This is a genomic window from Allotamlana fucoidanivorans, assembly GCF_045788535.1.
In the GTDB taxonomy this organism is placed as follows: Bacteria; Bacteroidota; Bacteroidia; order Flavobacteriales; family Flavobacteriaceae; genus Allotamlana; species Allotamlana fucoidanivorans.
Map to the genome: position 1 here is coordinate 1,283,619 of NZ_CP074074.1, position 17,884 is coordinate 1,301,502.

21 protein-coding genes and 2 pseudogenes are annotated in these 17,884 nt (G+C 33.0%); 12 read left to right on the forward strand and 11 right to left on the reverse strand.

Annotated elements, in window-relative coordinates; translation table 11 throughout:
- Positions 1–64: 64 nt before the first annotated feature.
- Positions 65–1,027, reverse strand: a complete 963-nt coding sequence (locus KFZ70_RS05965) for a hypothetical protein (RefSeq protein WP_139694416.1) — start codon at positions 1,025–1,027, stop codon at positions 65–67.
- A gap of 260 nt (positions 1,028–1,287) precedes the next feature.
- Positions 1,288–1,749: an Lrp/AsnC family transcriptional regulator gene (locus tag KFZ70_RS05970; RefSeq protein ID WP_139694415.1), complete on the reverse strand. Its 462-nt coding sequence runs from the start codon at positions 1,747–1,749 to the stop codon at positions 1,288–1,290.
- 168 nt (positions 1,750–1,917) lie between these two features.
- Between KFZ70_RS05970 and KFZ70_RS05975 the strand changes: the two genes are divergently transcribed.
- Both KFZ70_RS05975 and KFZ70_RS05980 read left to right on the forward strand, forming a co-directional pair.
- Positions 1,918–2,871 carry an NAD-dependent epimerase/dehydratase family protein gene (locus tag KFZ70_RS05975; protein ID WP_139694414.1) on the forward strand — a complete coding sequence of 318 codons (954 nt, stop codon included), beginning with the start codon at positions 1,918–1,920 and terminating at the stop codon, positions 2,869–2,871.
- Between the two features lie 8 nt (positions 2,872–2,879).
- A pseudogene (locus KFZ70_RS05980) lies at positions 2,880–3,310 on the forward strand (aminotransferase class I/II-fold pyridoxal phosphate-dependent enzyme); the annotation flags it as partial.
- A 449-nt stretch (positions 3,311–3,759) separates the two neighbouring features.
- Here the strand turns inward: KFZ70_RS05980 and KFZ70_RS05985 are convergent.
- The 4 genes and pseudogenes from KFZ70_RS05985 to KFZ70_RS06000 form a co-directional block, all read right to left on the reverse strand.
- Positions 3,760–3,909 (reverse strand): annotated as a pseudogene (locus tag KFZ70_RS05985) (IS1 family transposase); the annotation flags it as partial.
- 103 nt (positions 3,910–4,012) lie between these two features.
- Positions 4,013–5,260: an acyltransferase gene (locus KFZ70_RS05990; protein ID WP_139694413.1), complete on the reverse strand. Its 1,248-nt coding sequence runs from the start codon at positions 5,258–5,260 to the stop codon at positions 4,013–4,015.
- Positions 5,261–5,320: 60 nt separating this feature from the next.
- Entirely contained in the window at positions 5,321–6,121 is an 801-nt protein-coding gene (locus tag KFZ70_RS05995; RefSeq protein ID WP_407515701.1) for an IS3 family transposase, read from the reverse strand.
- 50 nt (positions 6,122–6,171) lie between these two features.
- Complete coding sequence (locus KFZ70_RS06000) at positions 6,172–6,543, reverse strand: transposase (RefSeq protein WP_099570149.1); 372 nt, start codon at positions 6,541–6,543, stop codon at positions 6,172–6,174.
- 241 nt (positions 6,544–6,784) lie between these two features.
- Here KFZ70_RS06000 and KFZ70_RS06005 point away from each other — a divergent pair, with 241 nt between their 5' ends.
- The 4 genes from KFZ70_RS06005 to KFZ70_RS06020 all read left to right on the forward strand — a co-directional run bounded on the left by KFZ70_RS06005 (position 6,785) and on the right by KFZ70_RS06020 (position 9,318).
- Entirely contained in the window at positions 6,785–7,060 is a 276-nt protein-coding gene (locus KFZ70_RS06005) for a transposase (protein ID WP_233244114.1), read from the forward strand.
- On the forward strand, positions 7,027–7,305 hold the full coding sequence (locus tag KFZ70_RS06010) for a hypothetical protein (protein WP_233244113.1): 279 nt from the start codon (positions 7,027–7,029) through the stop codon (positions 7,303–7,305). The genes KFZ70_RS06005 and KFZ70_RS06010 overlap by 34 nt, the downstream gene beginning before the upstream one ends.
- Positions 7,306–7,678: 373 nt before the next feature.
- The gene (locus KFZ70_RS06015) at positions 7,679–8,197 is read left to right on the forward strand and encodes a hypothetical protein (protein ID WP_139698907.1); all 519 of its coding nucleotides are present in this window, start codon (positions 7,679–7,681) and stop codon (positions 8,195–8,197) included.
- A gap of 113 nt (positions 8,198–8,310) precedes the next feature.
- Positions 8,311–9,318 (forward strand): IS30 family transposase, encoded by a 1,008-nt coding sequence (locus KFZ70_RS06020; RefSeq protein WP_139698913.1) that lies wholly within the window; start codon positions 8,311–8,313, stop codon positions 9,316–9,318.
- A 2-nt stretch (positions 9,319–9,320) separates the two neighbouring features.
- Here the strand turns inward: KFZ70_RS06020 and KFZ70_RS06025 are convergent, their stop codons facing one another.
- From KFZ70_RS06025 to KFZ70_RS06045, 5 genes are all read right to left on the reverse strand, one after another.
- On the reverse strand, positions 9,321–10,016 hold the full coding sequence (locus KFZ70_RS06025; protein ID WP_158293188.1) for a T9SS type A sorting domain-containing protein: 696 nt from the start codon (positions 10,014–10,016) through the stop codon (positions 9,321–9,323).
- Positions 10,017–10,137: 121 nt separating this feature from the next.
- On the reverse strand, positions 10,138–10,308 hold the full coding sequence (locus tag KFZ70_RS06030; RefSeq protein ID WP_139696096.1) for an IS30 family transposase: 171 nt from the start codon (positions 10,306–10,308) through the stop codon (positions 10,138–10,140).
- 136 nt (positions 10,309–10,444) lie between these two features.
- Positions 10,445–10,660, reverse strand: a complete 216-nt coding sequence (locus tag KFZ70_RS06035) for a hypothetical protein (protein ID WP_139696094.1) — start codon at positions 10,658–10,660, stop codon at positions 10,445–10,447.
- A gap of 314 nt (positions 10,661–10,974) precedes the next feature.
- Entirely contained in the window at positions 10,975–11,103 is a 129-nt protein-coding gene (locus KFZ70_RS06040) for a helix-turn-helix domain-containing protein (protein WP_139696092.1), read from the reverse strand.
- A 62-nt stretch (positions 11,104–11,165) separates the two neighbouring features.
- The gene (locus KFZ70_RS06045) at positions 11,166–12,182 is read right to left on the reverse strand and encodes an LD-carboxypeptidase (RefSeq protein ID WP_139696090.1); all 1,017 of its coding nucleotides are present in this window, start codon (positions 12,180–12,182) and stop codon (positions 11,166–11,168) included.
- 271 nt (positions 12,183–12,453) lie between these two features.
- Here KFZ70_RS06045 and metG point away from each other — a divergent pair, with 271 nt between their 5' ends.
- The 6 genes from metG (at position 12,454) to KFZ70_RS06075 (ending at position 17,837) form a co-directional block, all read left to right on the forward strand.
- Positions 12,454–14,508: a methionine--tRNA ligase gene (gene metG, locus KFZ70_RS06050; RefSeq protein WP_139696087.1), complete on the forward strand. Its 2,055-nt coding sequence runs from the start codon at positions 12,454–12,456 to the stop codon at positions 14,506–14,508.
- Positions 14,509–14,717: 209 nt separating this feature from the next.
- Positions 14,718–15,188 carry a lipocalin family protein gene (locus tag KFZ70_RS06055; protein WP_139696084.1) on the forward strand — a complete coding sequence of 157 codons (471 nt, stop codon included), beginning with the start codon at positions 14,718–14,720 and terminating at the stop codon, positions 15,186–15,188.
- Positions 15,189–15,244: 56 nt separating this feature from the next.
- A complete protein-coding gene (locus tag KFZ70_RS06060; protein WP_139696081.1) occupies positions 15,245–15,949 on the forward strand; it encodes an OmpA family protein in 705 nt (234 codons plus the stop codon).
- Between the two features lie 120 nt (positions 15,950–16,069).
- Positions 16,070–16,912: an AraC family transcriptional regulator gene (locus tag KFZ70_RS06065; protein WP_139696079.1), complete on the forward strand. Its 843-nt coding sequence runs from the start codon at positions 16,070–16,072 to the stop codon at positions 16,910–16,912.
- Between the two features lie 91 nt (positions 16,913–17,003).
- Positions 17,004–17,159, forward strand: a complete 156-nt coding sequence (locus KFZ70_RS06070; RefSeq protein WP_158293186.1) for a hypothetical protein — start codon at positions 17,004–17,006, stop codon at positions 17,157–17,159.
- A 129-nt stretch (positions 17,160–17,288) separates the two neighbouring features.
- Positions 17,289–17,837, forward strand: a complete 549-nt coding sequence (locus tag KFZ70_RS06075) for a carboxymuconolactone decarboxylase family protein (RefSeq protein ID WP_139696076.1) — start codon at positions 17,289–17,291, stop codon at positions 17,835–17,837.
- Positions 17,838–17,884 lie beyond the last annotated feature (47 nt).

A 17,884-nucleotide genomic window follows, 5' to 3' on the forward strand; every position in this document is an offset into this window, starting at 1 on the left:
AAGTTTAAATAAAAAACTCCTAAACATAGAGTTTTAGGAGTTTTTTTAACTTATTTAATGAAATTTATCTCTCTCTGGAAAATATATTTTCAGGCCAATTAGCACCATCAGTCCGTGTAAATCTTATCGTACCAGTTTCGTCATAGGCATCGGAATAAGTATACCAAAACTCAATGTCCATGGAGTCTCCATCTATATTAGAGATAGTCCAATGTTCTGATGCATTGCCTTCAACATAGGTTTCACCTGTCAAGAAATCAAAATATATTTTCCCAGCTGTTCCATACTTATAGTCCCATAACAAATTGTCCATACTGTAAACCTGATTACCTAAGTGAGTAATGTTTACATTTCCTGTTTTCCCAACGAAAACACCACCCCAACTTTGAGCACCGCCACTAACTTCAATCCATTCAAAATTAAATGTGCCCTCCCATACTGGTGGCGCATAATCTTCTACTCTTACTTTCATGCCATATCGACTTCCTTCCTTGAATGATTCTCTACTATCAAATACGCTTCCATCATCTAATTTAATAACCCAATATATTAGGAAAATATCACCTTCACGAGCCAATTGTTCTGTTCGATTGTTCTCAAAGTCATTTTGAAATAAAGCATAGACATCATTTGCGTCTAACTCCAAAGTTAATTCTCCCGATTCTGGCACCTGCTTTGTTGTTATTTTTTTTCCTGAAGTATCAAATGGCGCATTATAATTATATCCGTCTTCCTCCTCTGCCACAACATAAAAGTCTATAGCACTAAAACTACTAGCTGGCAGGGGCGATATAATTGATAAATCTAAAACTACCGTTTGATTACCCCAGTATTCTTCATTAGTTAACAAATCTGTATACCATATAAAAGTTTCCTGGTCTTCTTGTGGCATAACTGCCAAACGTGTGTTTGCCTGCCATGGTAGTTCAGAAACTTCAGCATTATCGACGTCATCACTTTCAGTACATGACAATGTAAATAAGCTTATGCAGAATAATGTGTAGATAAAAAAGGTTGATTTTTTCATAATCTTATTGTTAGAGGTTTTAATAAAAGTTGAGATGATTTTAGTTTGATATTTTTATTTAATACGTGCAGAGTTTAAAATACCCTTATTTAAGTTTGAAGAAATTAACGAAGAAATCAAATATTAGGATTATGATAAGATAGATTAAACATCAAACTAATAACAAATTTAAATGTCAAAATAGTTAATAAGATTAAAACTATTTAATAAAAAATTGGTAGAGTAATAATTAAATAATGTGGTAAGAGTAGAACTTAAAATTAAAAATCAAACTCTGTAGTTTGAAAAATTTCCTTGAGAACAAAATAACTTTCAAGCACACCTATATTTTCAATCTTTGATAATTTAGAACGTACAAATTCATGATACGCATCGAGACTTTCTAAATTAATTTTTAGGAAAAAATCTACCTTTCCTGCCATGTGGTAGCATTCTTGGACTTCCTTGAGCTCTTTAATTTGTCTATCGAATTTATCTATAAATCCCTCATTGTGATACCTTAATGAAACCATGCAGATGGCCGTAATAGGTTTTCGCAAAAGCTTCTTATCAAGTATCGCAACATACTTTTTTATGTATCCCTTATTTTCTAATCTTCTAATGCGCTCGTAAACTGGTGAAGTCGTTAGGTGCAATTCCTTGGCTATTTCTTTTGTGGTTTTCTTGGAATCCTTTTGGAGAATTCTAAGTATGTCCATGTCAACTGAATCTAAAGTTTCCATTTGAAGATAAATTTACTATAAAACAAAACAAATACGTTTTATAAAAGTAAATATTTCTTCATAATATAAAAATAAAAGTTTAATTAACTTATTTAATTTTGATTAAAAGGCAAAAAACCCTTAATAGTTAATTTATATGTAAATTTACACTTCTTGATTTTCGATGCTATGAAAAGAAAAAAAATACTAATTACAGGAGCAAGTGGACAATTGGGGTTCGTTTTAACCAAGGCTCTTCAATTTAAGTATGGAATTAAAAATATTATCGCTACAGACATAAATTTCCATTCTAGCTTGGAAGGCCATTTCGAGTTCTTGGATGTGACCGATTTGATAGCCCTGAAACAAATGGTGGTTGATTATAAAGTATCTCAAATCTATCATCTTGCAGCCATTCTCTCGGCTAAAGGAGAGAAAGATCCAATTAAAACTTGGGATATAAATATTAAAACTTTAACCAATGTCTTGGAGGTTTCTCGACTCAATAATGTGAAAAAAGTATTTTTCCCTAGTTCTATTGCTGTTTTTGGAAATAATATTTTAAGGATTAACACGCCTCAAAATTCAAATTTAAGTCCTTCTACCATGTATGGAGTGACAAAAGTAGCAGGAGAAAACTTGGCTAATTATTACTTTCAAAAATATGGTATTGATGTTCGGTCATTGCGTTATCCTGGTATAATTGGTCACCAATCGCTTCCAGGAGGTGGCACTACCGATTATGCTGTTGAAATTTATCATAAAGCGGTAAGAAATGAAAATTTTGAATGCTTTTTGGAGCCATTCACTATGTTACCCATGATATATATTGATGATGCTGTTAGGGCCACGATTGAACTTATGGAAGCTCCCTCTCAACAAATTTCAATTAGGACTTCGTATAATTTGGCTGGTATGAGTTTTAGTCCAAAAGATTTAGTTATGTCCATAAGAAAAAGCTATCCATATTTTCAGGTTAATTACAAACCTGACTTCAGACAGGAAATTGCCAATACGTGGCCTGTAAGTATTGATGACAGTAAAGCCGTGCAGGATTGGGATTGGCAGCCTGAATTCGACTTGAACAGGATGACAAAAGATATGATAGCGAATCTAAAAAAGCAATTATTAACAACTAAATGAGAAAGGATATGTACGGAGAAATAAAGAATGCTTTGATTAATGATATTGAAACAATGAAGTCCAATGGACTTTATAAAAATGAGAGAATAATTACATCCAAACAAGGGGCTTTAATTAACACCAACTCACAGGGGAAGTTTTAAATTTTTTTGCTAATAATTATATGGGATTAGCGGCCCATCCTACAGTATTGGAAGCTGGGATTGAAAAGCATTAAGTCCCATAGATTCGGCTTGTCTTCAGTTCATTTTATTTGTGGAACACAAGATATTCACAAAGAGTTCGAGAGGAGAACTGCCAAATTTCTTGGAATGGAAGATTGTATCTTATATGCGGCGGCCTTCGATGCCAATGGCGTCTTTTTGAGCCTTTACTTTCTGCTAAAGATGCAGTTATTTCCGATGAGCTTAATCACGCTTCAATAATCGATGGCATTAGACAAAAATTATGAGTACAGTCAGGAAGAACTTGACAATCATGCAAATCAATTAAATCCTAACAATGATGCTTATTGGTCATCAAAGGCGTAGTTAAACAAACCGTAGCATTAAATTGTTGCGGTTTTTTGTTTCGAAAATTAATTAAGAATAACGATATGTTTTTCGGAAAAAATTCGGCAAAAAAACAAAATAAAAAACTGTAAAACACGGTAAATTAACTAATTGTGGTTTAATCAAGTACACCACATTGACTTATTCTCGAACCAAACGATTAAATTGTTTGAAGATTTGTGGTTAAATGGAAACGGTTGATTATGATTGACATTCAAAACTTTGGCTCCCAAACAAAAGATTCAGCGTATACTGATTTGACCTCTCTTTTTCTCGTCTGGCGATGTCATTATGAAGTCTTTATTTAGATTGTTATTCTGGGGTATGTTGAATCATCTTAATATTTAAAATCTAATTGGTCTCCCCAAAAGTAGAGTTTTAAGGTTGCTTCTAAATATTTTAAAGATTTTGTATAACAAATTGTTTTCCTGCTTAATCGTTTTAAATGTGTCCTTAAGTTGAGGTTATTCCGTTCAATTCTATTTGTTTTATAATGGGTAAATTTGTGAATATCTTTCAGTTTATATACAAATTGCTGTACTTCGTTTTTTTACGTTTTTACGATAATAATTAGGCGTAGAATTACATTGTTATGTATTTACTGTAAGTTTATTTCTTAATCTTTGAAAAGGTTGTTCAATGATTAAATACATGAGAGCCGCCACAAGCAAAATTACAATCATCGAAACAAATCCATTTATAACTATTATAGTAGATTCTGACATTGCCATTTCTTTAAAATATGATGCAGCTTTTGGGAAGTACCAAAACATAAACATCTCATGAAATAAATAAGCTGAATATGAAACTTGAGCAATTGGATAAAATATTTTAAGAGATAAAAATGATTTTAAAGGTTTAATGGCAAAACCTTTAAAAAATAGAGATGTAAGAATCAAATAAGCTATTATATAACAAAATATTTCTCGATGTAATATTTCATACCAACTTCCAACTACTGGAGGGAAGTTTTCAAAAATAGAATTTTCTGTAATTGTCCATTGTCCTAAAGTAATACTTGATATTAAAATGAGAAGCACAAATGAAATAACGATTAGTACATTATTAAACTTTACGTATTCATTAAAATAATTAATAACATTATCACTCTTAAACACATAAAGATAGGATGCAATTACACCAGATAGTAATCCTCCATATCGCAAATGAGTATAAACATAATAATCCCAGAACCAAGTAAGATGTGCATCATCGATAAATGCACCTTCGAAAGGAATTTTAAAATCATGAACAATAACGGAATTATGATATTTTAATACAATCGGTATTATAGCTAGAATTATAAAAAACAATGTTTTTCTTTTGAATAGAGGAAAAATAAAGGCAATCAAAAATGGAATAATTATATAGAATTGTTCCTCAATAGCTAAAGACCAAGTCCATGGCATATATGAACCTGTAATGTAATTATTTATATACAATAAATTCGCCCAAGATAAGTGCCACGTATCAAGGACAGTCCCTTTTAGGAAATATACGCCAATAACCATAGCAAAAATGTAAACTGGTATAAGCCTGAAGAAACGTCTTATATAAAACTTTTTAAAATTTAGTTTAGAATTCTTTTTATATTCTTTAAACAGTATAGATCCAATTAGGAAACCACTAATCACAAAGAATAAATCTACTCCCAAATCTCCTCTTGAAATCCAGATTAAAAACTTATTTTTTACAACTTCTTGACTAGTTTCTAAAAATAAGTTGAGTTGAAAAAGCCATGAATGAAATATAATTACCCAAAGAATCGCAATTGCGCGAATTCCATCAATTACTTTAAAATTTTGTTTAGGGCGATTGAATAAATTTGATACGCTCATTATGGTTAGTGGTTGATTATTTGTCTAGTCCTGAAATATGGCTACAGGTTAAAAATTGATTTACGCTGTTTTTAAATATACCATATTTGGTGTTTTATAGTCTAAAGATACATGTAATCTAATTTGGTTGTATAGATTGATTGCACTTTTTGTTGCTCTTTTGGCGTGTTGTATGCTATCAAAGGTCTGGTCAAGATAAAACTCGTCTTTTAGGATGCCGTTTACACGTTCAGCAATAGCGTTTTCGTAGCAATGATTTTCTTCTGTCATACTAATTTTGATGTTGTTTCTCTTTAAAATTTGTGTGTATATATTGCTACAATATTGTATGCCTCTATCCGAGTGATGTATTAGGTTTTCTGTGTTTTTAGCTTGATATAATGCTTTTTTAAGAGCTCTGGTACAACCGCTAAGTTCAAGGCTATCACTAAGGTCGTAACCTATGATTTTTCTAGAATACATGTCAGTTATAAGGGCCAAGTAGCAAAATCCTTTTACAGTTCTGATGTATGTAATATCCGATACCCAAACCTGATTAGGTCTATTAACAAGTACATCTTTTATGATGTTTTTATGTTTGTAAAACCTATGAAAAGAATTGGTAGTTCTGTAGCTGGGTTTCTTTCTGGTTATAAGCATATTGTGTTTTCTAAGAATGTTGAAAAGCGTGTCTCTGCCTACTTTAAGGTTTGCTTTATCAAACTCATTTTTTAAAGATATTTTGAGTTTACGTACGCCTTCTCTAGGCAAGGACCTGCGCTTTTGGTTCACAATTTGAATGATCTGTTGTTCAAGTTTTAAACGTTTGTCAGCTCTATATTTATACTTGTAGTACGCATCACGTTTAAGCCCGAAAGCCATACAAATAGTGGTTAAAGACGCAAATCCTTTAGCTTTGTCTTTGGTTTTACTTAGCGCTCTATATTTAGCTTTTTTTTTAGTTCTGCAACAGATTTATAGCCAAGATCTTCGGCAGCAACTTCCAGGTATGAATCTTGAATCATTGCATCTAGATCTTTCTTTAACAACAATTTTTTTAGTTGTTCAATCTCTTTTTGAAGTTCTTTAATGCGTGTTATTTCGTCTTTGGTTTTCACAGTTATTCTAGTGTTCATAAGGTCTTTACGGTTGTACTTTCTTATCCATTCATTAATGGTAGTTGGTGCAATACCGTAGGCTTTCCCTAGTTGATATTTGTTTAGTTTTCCTGTTGTAAGTTCGTCTAAAATTTTCAGTTTAAAAGGTTCTGAATACCGTCTGATTACTTTGTCATTTTTGTACATAATGTTTGAAATTATGTAGCCTTTATTCAGGACGGGTCAATTTTACGCCTAACGTGTTTGTATAAGATTAGTTGCGTGGTTTGAGCACTAAATTTAGCAAATACAAACCGAATAGAAAATCCGCGAGGATTTTCGTAAGTAAACCAAAACTAGCAATAAATTATATACGGTGTGCCTGTTGCATAATACTCAAATATACTTCAAAATTTTAAGATTTGCCTGAAAGTTCTTATTTTTAGGAATGCAAGGCAAACAGAATTATCAAGAGAAATTATTCAACAATTTTCAGTTAAGTGTTCGTGTTCTAGAACACAATTTATACCGTCGTTTAAAGGGCGTTTTACCATTAGACTTTCTGTATAAAGAAACCAAAAGCTATTATGGCAGCAGTGGCCAAAAGAGCATTGATCCCGTGGTGTTCTTTAAGTTGTGTCTGGTAGGGTATTTAGAGAATATTACCAATGACCGTAAACTTATAGAGCATTGCCGCATGCGTTTGGATATTCTGTATTTTTAGGTTATGATATTGATGAAGAACTGCCTTGGCACTCGGCCATCATTCGTACACGCGTGCTATTCCCTGAGTCTGTTTTTGAAGATGTGTTCACCAAAGTTTTTGAGCTGTGTGTATCGGCAGGTATGGTTAGTGGCCATACCCAAGCCATCGATAGTGCTCCTGTAAAAGCCAAGCGCCAAAGTGCAGTAGAACCTGTTTTTGGAACACTCACGCAGTTTTGGGACTTAGAAAAGTCAATACCATAGGTATAAAGCAAGCTAATAAGTGTATGCAGCTATCCGCGATTACTTACAATCTTAAAAAGTACCTGAAATTTATAGAAGAACACAGTAAAAGTGGGGCGGCAAGCCTGTCTAATGTTCGTTTTGCTTTTAAAGCTATACTACCATACATTTTACATCCTTTAAAGCCTCATAATTTTAGGGGCCAAGCATTTACACCTAAAATAAAAGCCCTTAAAAGGGCTTATTTGTATCTCGTTTTTAAAAATTAAGGGCTTGTTCAACGGCTACCATTGTTGGCAATAGTTTTCTTTTTAAACACATATCAAAAACTAATTTTATATATTAGTTCAAAAATAAAAACAAAAAAATGAAGTGCTTTTTAAAAATACTATTTATGACTCTTTTATGTTCAAGTGTAACAGCTCAAGACATAAAAAATACGTTAGGTGCCAATGGTAACTTCGTAGTTGAAGATGAAAACAATGTTAGCCTATTAAATGTTTCAAGCTTGGACGGAAGTATAACCTCTTCTAATTTAGCTGGAACAGGCAATAATTATTTGTCGGTAGATTCATCAGGGAATTTCATTAGAAGTAGCGGTAGTTTGGAATTATCTGTAAATGTGATTTCTTCAAGTACTTATTCAGCTTTATCATCAGACTATACATTAATTACTTTGACTGATACTACAATAACAATGCCGGATGCGGCTAATTCCATTGGTCGTGTTTTGGTGATTAAAAATCCGCAAAATCAGTCAATAGTTAATATTACGTCCACCGATCCTAATGATAGATTTGATGGTGCATTGGGTGTACAACTTAATAATAGTTGGGAATTTGTAATAATTCAAGCAGTTACAACCCAAGCTTGGGTTATTATTGGAGGAAACGGTTACGTTTTAACTAATTAATTATTTTAATTCTTAATTAATTTCTAAGTTCAATTAATAAGTGCAACACGAATATTTAAAATAGATGGGGCTAGCCCCATCTATTTTAGGCTCAATATTTATATTCGTTTTGGATGAAACATTATAAACAATTGACCTTACCACAAAGGTATCAAATCTCTGCGTTATTAGATGCAGGAATAAGTATTACTCAAATAGCTAAAACAATAGGTTTTAATAAGAGTAGTATATCACGAGAATTAAAGAGGAATACACCAAGTAGAGGCCGAACATCTGGTAAATACTTGCCAGAACACGCCCATCAAAAGACAAATGACAGGCATTGTACCAAAACAAAGTCTATAGCGTTGACAGATCAGCTTAAAGAACGTATTGCTGGATTAATGGAATATGAGAAATGGAGCCCAGAACTCATAGCTAAAAGACTTGCTAAAGAAGCTGAAACCTGCGTGAGTCACGAGACTATTTATAAATGGATATGGACTGCAAAACATAGCAATCATAGAAAACACAAACGCTACAAGAACCTTTACAAACACCTACGCCATACAGGTAGAAGGCAAAAAAGGAACAATGTAAAGGATAAACGAGGTGCAATAACAGGGCGCGTAGGCATAGATAAACGTCCCCAGGTCGTAAACCAACGTTCTCGCATTGGAGATATAGAAGTAGATTTAATGATGGGAAGCAACCACAAATCAGCGTTATTAGTAATGACAGATAGAACAACATTGATAACTATGATAGAAAAACTGGGTAGTAAAAATGCAGATGAAGTCTATCAAAAAATGAGTAAAAGACTCACAAACTTTAACTCATCTTGGATAAAGACCATAACTTTTGATAATGGAAAAGAATTTGCACAACACAATAAAATAGCGAAAGACTTAAATGTAAAAACATACTTTACAAGACCATATACCTCTCAGGATAAAGGAACAGTAGAAAATAGAATAGGCGTTATAAGAAGGTTTTTTCCAAAGAAAACAGACCTTAGAGAAGTATCAATCAAAAGAATAAAAGAAGTTGAAAAATTACTAAATTACAGACCTATTAGAAAGTTTAATTATAATAACCCTATTGAAGTCCTAAATAATAAGTGTGTTGCACTTATGGGTTGAACTCAGCATTTATAAGTATTTGAATAATTAGAATTACTATCAGTTGTTTTAATAATGTATGTTCCAGAAAATAAATTACTTAAATCAATCACTTTTAAATTATTTTCAAATAGTAACTTTCCTTGAAGATTGTAGATTTGTATCAAAAGAGTTTTATTACTTTTAATATTAATAAATGATGAAGCAGGGTTAGGATATATAACTAAGTCATCCACTATTTTTTCATCATTCATATTTAGCGTAATACCAGGAGCAGATGCCGTCACTTTATCCATGTTAAGGTTATTAAAGATTCCATCATAGCTTACATTATTTAAAACTTGATTAACAATAGAAGGCTCATATTTAGTCCATATATTATTAGCCAAAACTTCAATGTTTAAATTAGCTTCATCGCCTCCATTAATTTCAGAATCTTGGTAGTTTAAGGAAATCATACCATTAAATCCGTTTAATGATTTTTCCATATTATAAACTCTAGCAATTGAAGTTTTTGCTTCAGATACAGTTACTTGGGAATCAGATATAGTAAGGATGTTGTCTGTTATTACGAAGGTTGAATTTGGACTAATTTCTAAACCAAATGCATTTAGGGAGCTTCCGTTATGCAAGGTAATACTTGCAGAATTAGAAATATAAATCTGTTGGCTAAAACATAATGAACTGAAAGTGTAGAGAAATAAAAGGATTTTCTTCATGGTTTTAGTTTTGTCAAGCTGCATTCAATGTTCTAACGCAACAAAGGTTGATTTTTTTTTGTATAATACTAAGCTACATTTTTTAGTTCAGAATCCATAATTTCTTTAGGCGTTTTATAACCTATAGTTTTACGAGGCCTATTATTAAGTTTATCTTAAATTTCATGAGTAATTTTTTATCACTTTGATTAAAATCTGTTCCTTTTGGAAGGTGTCTCCTAATAAGTCCATTGGTGTTTTCATTGGTTCCTCTTTCCCAAGAAGAGTATGGGAGAGCAAAGTAAATTTTCATGCCGGTGCTTTAAGTTATTTTTTCGTGTTTAGCCATTTCAATTCCATTATCGTAAGTCATAGACTTTTTAAAAATGTTATTTAGTTGATTTAGTTTTTTAGAAAACATTTCAGAGACTTCATCGGCTTTTTTAGAGTTAATTTTTAATTATTGTATATCTAGCTTTACGTTCTACAATGGTTCCAATGGCACTTTTATGGTTTTTACCAATGATTAAATCCCCTTCCCAATGACCAATTTCAATTCTATCTTCAATATACTTAGGTCTGTTGTCTATACAGACTTGGTTGATTATTTTACTGCCAGTTCCACGTCTTTTTTTAGGAGGCCTACGTCTTGTTTTTTTACGCACCAAATTTGGATAAGCTTTTTGTTTAAACTGGTCTGAGGTCTAGTATAAATGTGTCTGTAAATGGCTTCATGAGAAATAGACATAATAGGGTCATTAGGATAAAGTTCTTTAAGTCTTCCAGAAATTTGCTCTGGTGTCCACTCAGACAAAAGACCTTTATATACAAAATGTTTTAGAGGTTTATGTGTCCTGATTTTATCTATATTTCTTTTATTTAAGTAATCATCTTTAGCGCACTAATGAGATAAATGAGCGTCATATTTATGATTGGAATTAACAACTAATTTGTTTACTTCTCTTGAGATTGTTGATCTTTATCTATTGAACTGTTTAGCGATGTCAGCTTGGGATCTATTTTCATTTAAAAGTGTCTCAATTTGGACTCTTTCTTTTAGGCTAGGTCGTATATGCTTTTTTACTTCCATTATAACAAATCTATACATCTAGATTTGTTGCGTTAAGTTATTGAATAGATCAAATAAACCACGGACTCCTTCCAGGCGGTTTAGTCTATGAAATTAATCGTCGATTTGTCTTTACTAACTGTTAATGTAATGGATCTTCCTAGTGTCAAAGCCCTGTTGTCTTTATCATGACCTGCAGGCATATTAAACGCAATGGGGAAATGGTAATCTGATAAAACATCTATAATCAACTGCTCTATACTAGTGCCCCAAGGTGTGGTATTTCGTTTAATTTTTGTCATATCCCCAATAATGACACCTTTACAATTTTCAAAATATCCTGCCCGTTTTAAGCTTTGAAACATACGATCAATATGATACTTATATTCCCCGATTTCTTCAATAAACAGAATCTTTCCTGAGGTGTCTATACTGGTTTTTGAGCCCAACATGGTATGTAATATAGTTAAATTACCACCAACAAGTTGTCCTGTAACGGTTCCTGAGTTGTTATATTTTGAACCTTCGAGTTGGAAATTTGGCTGATTTCCAAAGAGAGCTGCCCTAAATGAACTAATAGTCTGTGGAATGGTTTCAGGTGCATCCTGAAGACTAGTGCACATCATTGCGTGCATAGATTGAATACCTAAATTATGAACGGCATTATGAATAGCTGTAATATCAGAGTAGCCTATAATCCATTTGGGGTGTTGTTTAAATAATGTCCAATCTAGTTTGTCTAAAATTCTTACAGCACCGTAACCACCGCGGGCACACCAAATAGCTTTGATGTTGCGCTGGTCAAGGGCCATTTGAAAGTCTTCACAGCGTTCATAATCGGTGCCTGCAAAATGATGATTTTGATTAAAAACATGGGTACCAACCACGGCTTGTAACCCCCAGCTTTGCAACAAAGTTTTAGCATGTTCAATTTCAGCGGTACGGTTTTTTAAAATCCCTGAAGGTGCTACAATCATGACGGTATCCCCGACTTTTAAATAGGGTGGTTGTTTCAAGGTCATTGGTTTTATTTCGTTTGAATTTTGTGCCACACTACTTGGAATACTCAAAGAAAGAATGATACAAAATATGCTTAAAGTAATACGTATTTTAGACATAAGGTAAATGTACATTTTTTTCTAATACCATTTCCCACGAGGGTTTGCTGTAAAAGAAAATGATGATTTTTGTCTTTATATGAATGGGAAAAATAAAGCATAGCCTTAGCTACGGTTTCTTTTTATTATGATATAGAAAGAAAAAAGGGCGTTTTATTGCAGGAAATTCTCGAGGGAAATGGTATCATTGCCTGCTTAAATGATTACTTTTGTGGCTTTCAAATAAAAAACGCATCATAGGCGTTTCACAAGATATAATAGAAGTTTAGAGATGAGTAATCCAAAAAGATATACCGTTACTACGGCATTACCTTATACCAATGGACCTATTCACATTGGTCATTTAGCAGGTGTTTATGTGCCCGCCGATATTTATGTACGTTATTTAAGATTAACTGGAAATGATGTGGCTTTTATTGGAGGAAGTGATGAGCATGGTGTACCCATTACTATAAAGGCAAAAAATGAAGGTGTTTCGCCGCAAGATATTGTTGATAAATATCATGCCATTATCAAGCAATCTTTTGAAGAATTTGGAATTACTTATGATAATTATTCCCGTACTTCGGCGCCTATTCATCATGAAACGGCTTCATCGTTTTTTAAAACCTTGTATGATAAAGGCGAATTTATTGAAGAATCTACAGAGCAATTATACGATGAAAAAGCGAGTCAGTTTTTAGCTGATCGTTTTGTAATAGGAACCTGTCCTAAATGCGGAAATGAAGAAAGTTATGGGGATCAATGTGAAAACTGTGGCACGAGCCATAATGCTACCGATTTGATTAATCCGAAATCGGCATTAACTGGAAATACACCCACTTTAAAACAAACCAAACATTGGTTTTTGCCATTAGATAGACATGAAGCTTTTCTTAAAGAATGGATTCTTGAAGGGCATAAAAAAGATTGGAAACCTAACGTGTATGGTCAGGTAAAATCATGGATTGATGATGGATTACGTCCAAGAGCGGTAACCCGCGATTTAGATTGGGGTATTCCTGTACCTGTTGAAGGCGGTGAAGGTAAAGTGCTTTACGTGTGGTTTGATGCACCTATTGGTTACATTTCATCTACCAAAGAATGGGCACAAAGAGAAGGTAAAGATTGGGAACTGTATTGGAAAGATAAAGACACTAAATTGGTGCATTTTATAGGAAAAGATAATATTGTATTTCACTGTATCATCTTCCCATCTATGTTGAAGGCAGAAGGCAGCTATATCATGCCAAATAACGTACCTGCCAATGAGTTTTTAAATTTAGAAGGCAATAAATTATCAACATCTAAAAACTGGGCAGTTTGGTTGCCTGAATATTTAAAAGATTTTCCTGGGCAGCAAGATGTTTTACGCTATGTACTTACGGCCAATGCTCCAGAAACAAAAGATAACGATTTTACTTGGAAAGATTTTCAAGCCAGAAACAATAATGAGTTAGTAGCTATTTTTGGAAACTTCATAAATCGTGTTGTGGTGCTAACCAATAAGTATTATGATGGTGTTGTGCCAACACCTTCAGAGTTTACCCAAGAAGATACAGATGCTTTAGCTGCGGTTAAAGCCTATCCAAATGTGATTGCAAGCTCCATAGAGCGCTACCGTTTTAGGGAAGCGGGTCAAGAACTAATGAATTTAGCTCGATTGGGTAATAAATATTTGGCAGATGCTGAGCCTTGGAAAATGGTTAAAGTAGATGAAGACCGTACAAAAACTATTATGTATGTAGCACTCCAAATAGCTTCAGCTTTAGCCACATTGAGTGAACCATTTTTACCGTTTACTTCAATCAAACTTAAAAGAATTTTGGCCTATCAAGACAATAGCTGGAATGATATTTCTGAAAAAAGCGTGTTACTGCCTACAGGTCATCACATAGGAAAAGCAGAATTGCTATTCACTAAAATTGAAGATGCTACCATTCAAGCGCAATTAGATAAATTAGAGGCGAGTAAGAAAGCAAATGAAGCGGCTAATAAAGCGTTAGAACCTCAAAAAGATCCCATTACGTTTGAAGATTTTACCAAATTAGATATTCGTGTAGGCACCATTATTGGAGCCGAAAAAATGCCAAAAGCAAAAAAACTTTTAGTACTAAAGGTTGATACGGGACTTGATGTTCGTACTATAGTGTCTGGTATTGCTGAAAGTTTCACCGCTGAAGAAGTAGTGGGTAAAAAAGTAACTGTTTTGGTTAATTTGGCGCCCAGATCTTTGCGCGGCGTTGAAAGTCAGGGGATGATTTTAATGACCGAAAACACCGATGGTAAATTAGTTTTCGTCAATCCTGATGATACAAATGTAGCTAACGGATTGCCAATAAGTTAACGCATTTTATGTTTTACTTACGTTGTGTTAGTTAAGGTTTTTCAAGATTAGTAACCTTAATGAAGATTGTTAAGTCTTTGTTAAGGTGTAAACCAAGCTTGCATTCTTTTCGTAATTATTAAAGAATTAACGGACAAAAAAAGGTGACCTTCTATTAACGAAGGTGTCCTATTTATTGATTAATTTTAACTAACAAAAAACAACGTTTTATGAAAAAAATAATAATGCTATGCATGACCATAAGTCTGTTAGCTTGTGGTGGCTCAAAAACTGTAAGGACTTCAAAAAAAGTCATTAAAGGAAATTGGAATTTAAGTTCTATTACTTACAGTAAAGCAGGAACTTATAATGTTACATTGCTCAATGATGAAAATAAAGACTGTTTTGAAAACAGTACTTGGCAATTTATTCCAAACAACAATACAGGTATATATACCATAAACGGTGTAGGCTGTAGTAGTGGAGAGCGTCATTTTATTTTTACTATTGATGAGGTGGATGAAACTACAGGACTTTATGATTTTCTATTAAAACCAACCGATGCTAAAGGTAAATCTGATACCAATCGTGGATTCCGATTAAGGCTGGCAGCACTGTCAGATACTTCTATGCAATGGAAACAAACCGTTTCTGTGGATGGCTCACCGTTTGTGATTACCATGAATTTTACAAAACTGTAAAAAAGTATTTAGGAATTCAAAATAGAATATTCTCAAATTTTAAATTTATAACAACTATGAAAATATATATTAAAAAAATTTCAATGGTATTATTTAGCTTGATGATAACCGTTTCTTTGGTGAATTGTAAATCGGTTCAAAATGCTAATAATAAACAAAAAGGAGCTGTTATTGGAGCTACTGGGGGAGCTATTTTAGGAGCTATTATTGGTAATAATGTTGGGAAAGGTGGTAATGGCGAGTTAGGTGCTGTTATTGGAGGTGTCATTGGTGGAGGTGCTGGCGTGCTTATTGGAGATAAAATGGATAAGCAGGCACAAAAAATTGAAGAGGAAGTACCAGGTGCACAAGTAGAGCGTGTAGACCAAGGTATTGTTGTAACCTTTGAAGACGGTAGTGGTGTGTATTTCGCTACGAATAAATACAATATTAATACGGCTTCTCAAACCACGTTAAATAAGTTGATTGGTATTTTTAAAGAAAATACTGACACGAATATTTTAGTTGTGGGGCATACCGATAGTACAGGCGATGCGGATTATAATATGACATTGTCAAAAAACAGGGCTTATGCCGTGACTAATTATTTAAAACAAAATGGTATAAGTTCGGGTAGACTTGCTACAAACTGGTTTGGAGAAACTAAACCACTATATGATAATTCAACAGTTGAAGGAAGAGCTAAGAACCGTCGTGTAAATATTGTTATTGTGCCTAATGAAGATATGGTAGAAGCGGCCAAAAAAGAGGCTGGAAATTAGATTTAAGTCTGATTTAAAAAGAAATATTTTAAAGTCCTGCTTTTTAATTAAAGCAGGATTTTTTTTGAAAAAAGTAAAAGTATCTTGTAAAGTAAACTCAAAAAGATAGACAGATTAGCCATGCAGAAAATGTTTACCGAGTTTTCGACCAACGCTATTTTAAAAATAGGAAACGAATCGCTTTTAGAAAGTTATAAAGAAGCGAAACAACCAGATTTATTTACGTTTATTCGAACCAATGAGATTGAAGCTGAGATTATTGTTGACAGTAAACCATATACCATCAAGCCCAATAGCCTTTTAACCTTAACAACCGTTCAGTTTTTTCAGTTTGTACAGGGTGTTGATTTGGTGGTGTATCAATTCAACAGAGAGTTTTATTGTATAAAAGATCACGATCATGAGGTAAGTTGTGCTGGCTTGCTGTTTTTTGGTCATGTGCATATTCCAATTATAGATTTAACAGACGAAGAACAGCATAAATTCAACATATTGAATGAAGTGTTTTTAGATGAGTTAGAAACTAAAGATAATATTCAAGCCGAAATGCTTCGTATGCTTATGGCGCGTTTTATCATTATTAGCACACGTTTACTTAAATCGAAAGAAGGTTATGTTGAAACAGCTCAAACATCAAAAGTTGATTTGTTACGTGAATTTAATCTATTGGTTGAAGCACATTTTAAAGAAGCGCATAGGGTAGCGTTTTATGCAGAAAAGTTATTCAAGTCGCCAAAAACCTTATCTAATACTTTTGCAAAGTTAAATACCAGTCCGCTTCAAATTATTCATGAGCGTATCATGTTGGAAGCCAAACGTCTTTTAATATATACTACTAAAACGACTAAAGAAATAGCTTATGAAGTTGGTTTTGATGACGCTTCACATTTAAGCCGTTTATTCAAAAAACAAACGGGTTTATCGCCTTCAGATTTTAAAAAACAGCTTCAAAACTTCCGTTAGGGAAAAATTGACAATCAGTCAGGAAGTCTAGTCATTTTATCGCCTCTACTTATTATTCATCTTTGTACGGTATAATAAAAACAACAAAGGCATGAATATAAAACACACATCCATCTTCAATTTGATTGAAATATTTAGAGGCAAACAATCAAAATTAGTAAACACTATTAGTCCAGAAACACATTGTGAGCAACGTTGTATTCATGATTTTTATTGTGATGCAGAAAGGCCTTATGTGTCTTTTTAAATTCTTTTTGAAATTTAAAAGGGAAAAATAGACAATCTAAAAGGAAATTTAAACATGGTATAGCAAACAGAAGCCTTGCAATTTTGTACCAAGAAAATTAATAATCAAACATTTAAAAAAATTAATATTATGAGCACATTTAATGTACCAACAAGAGCAGAAGTAAGTGAAAATAATCAAGCCATTTTCGATAACTTAGAAAAAGCCATAGGATTCGTTCCTAATTTATATGCTACCTACGCACATAGTGAAACAGCCTTAGAAAATTATTTAAACTTCGCTAATGCTAAAACATCATTATCGGCAAAAGAAAAAGAAGTTGTAAACTTAGCGGTAAGTCAAGTTAACAATTGTATTTATTGTTTATCAGCACACACGGCCATTGGAAAAATGAATGGTTTTAGAGATGAACAAATTTTAGAGCTAAGAGCAGGAAAAGCTTCATTTAACAACAAACTAAATGCTTTAGCGCAATTAGCTAAAAACATCACAGAAAATAGAGGAAGAACTGATGCAGATGTCTTAGAAAATTTCTTTAGTGCAGGTTATACAAAAGCCAATTTAATAGATGTAATTTCTCAAGTAGGTGATAAAACCATCTCAAACTACATACACAGCACGACTCAAATTCCAGTAGATTTCCCAGAAGTAGCACCCTTAATTTTAGAAACTGTTTAGATATTAAAACAAACCGAGTTTATTAGGTTGTGAAAAGGTTATTCATC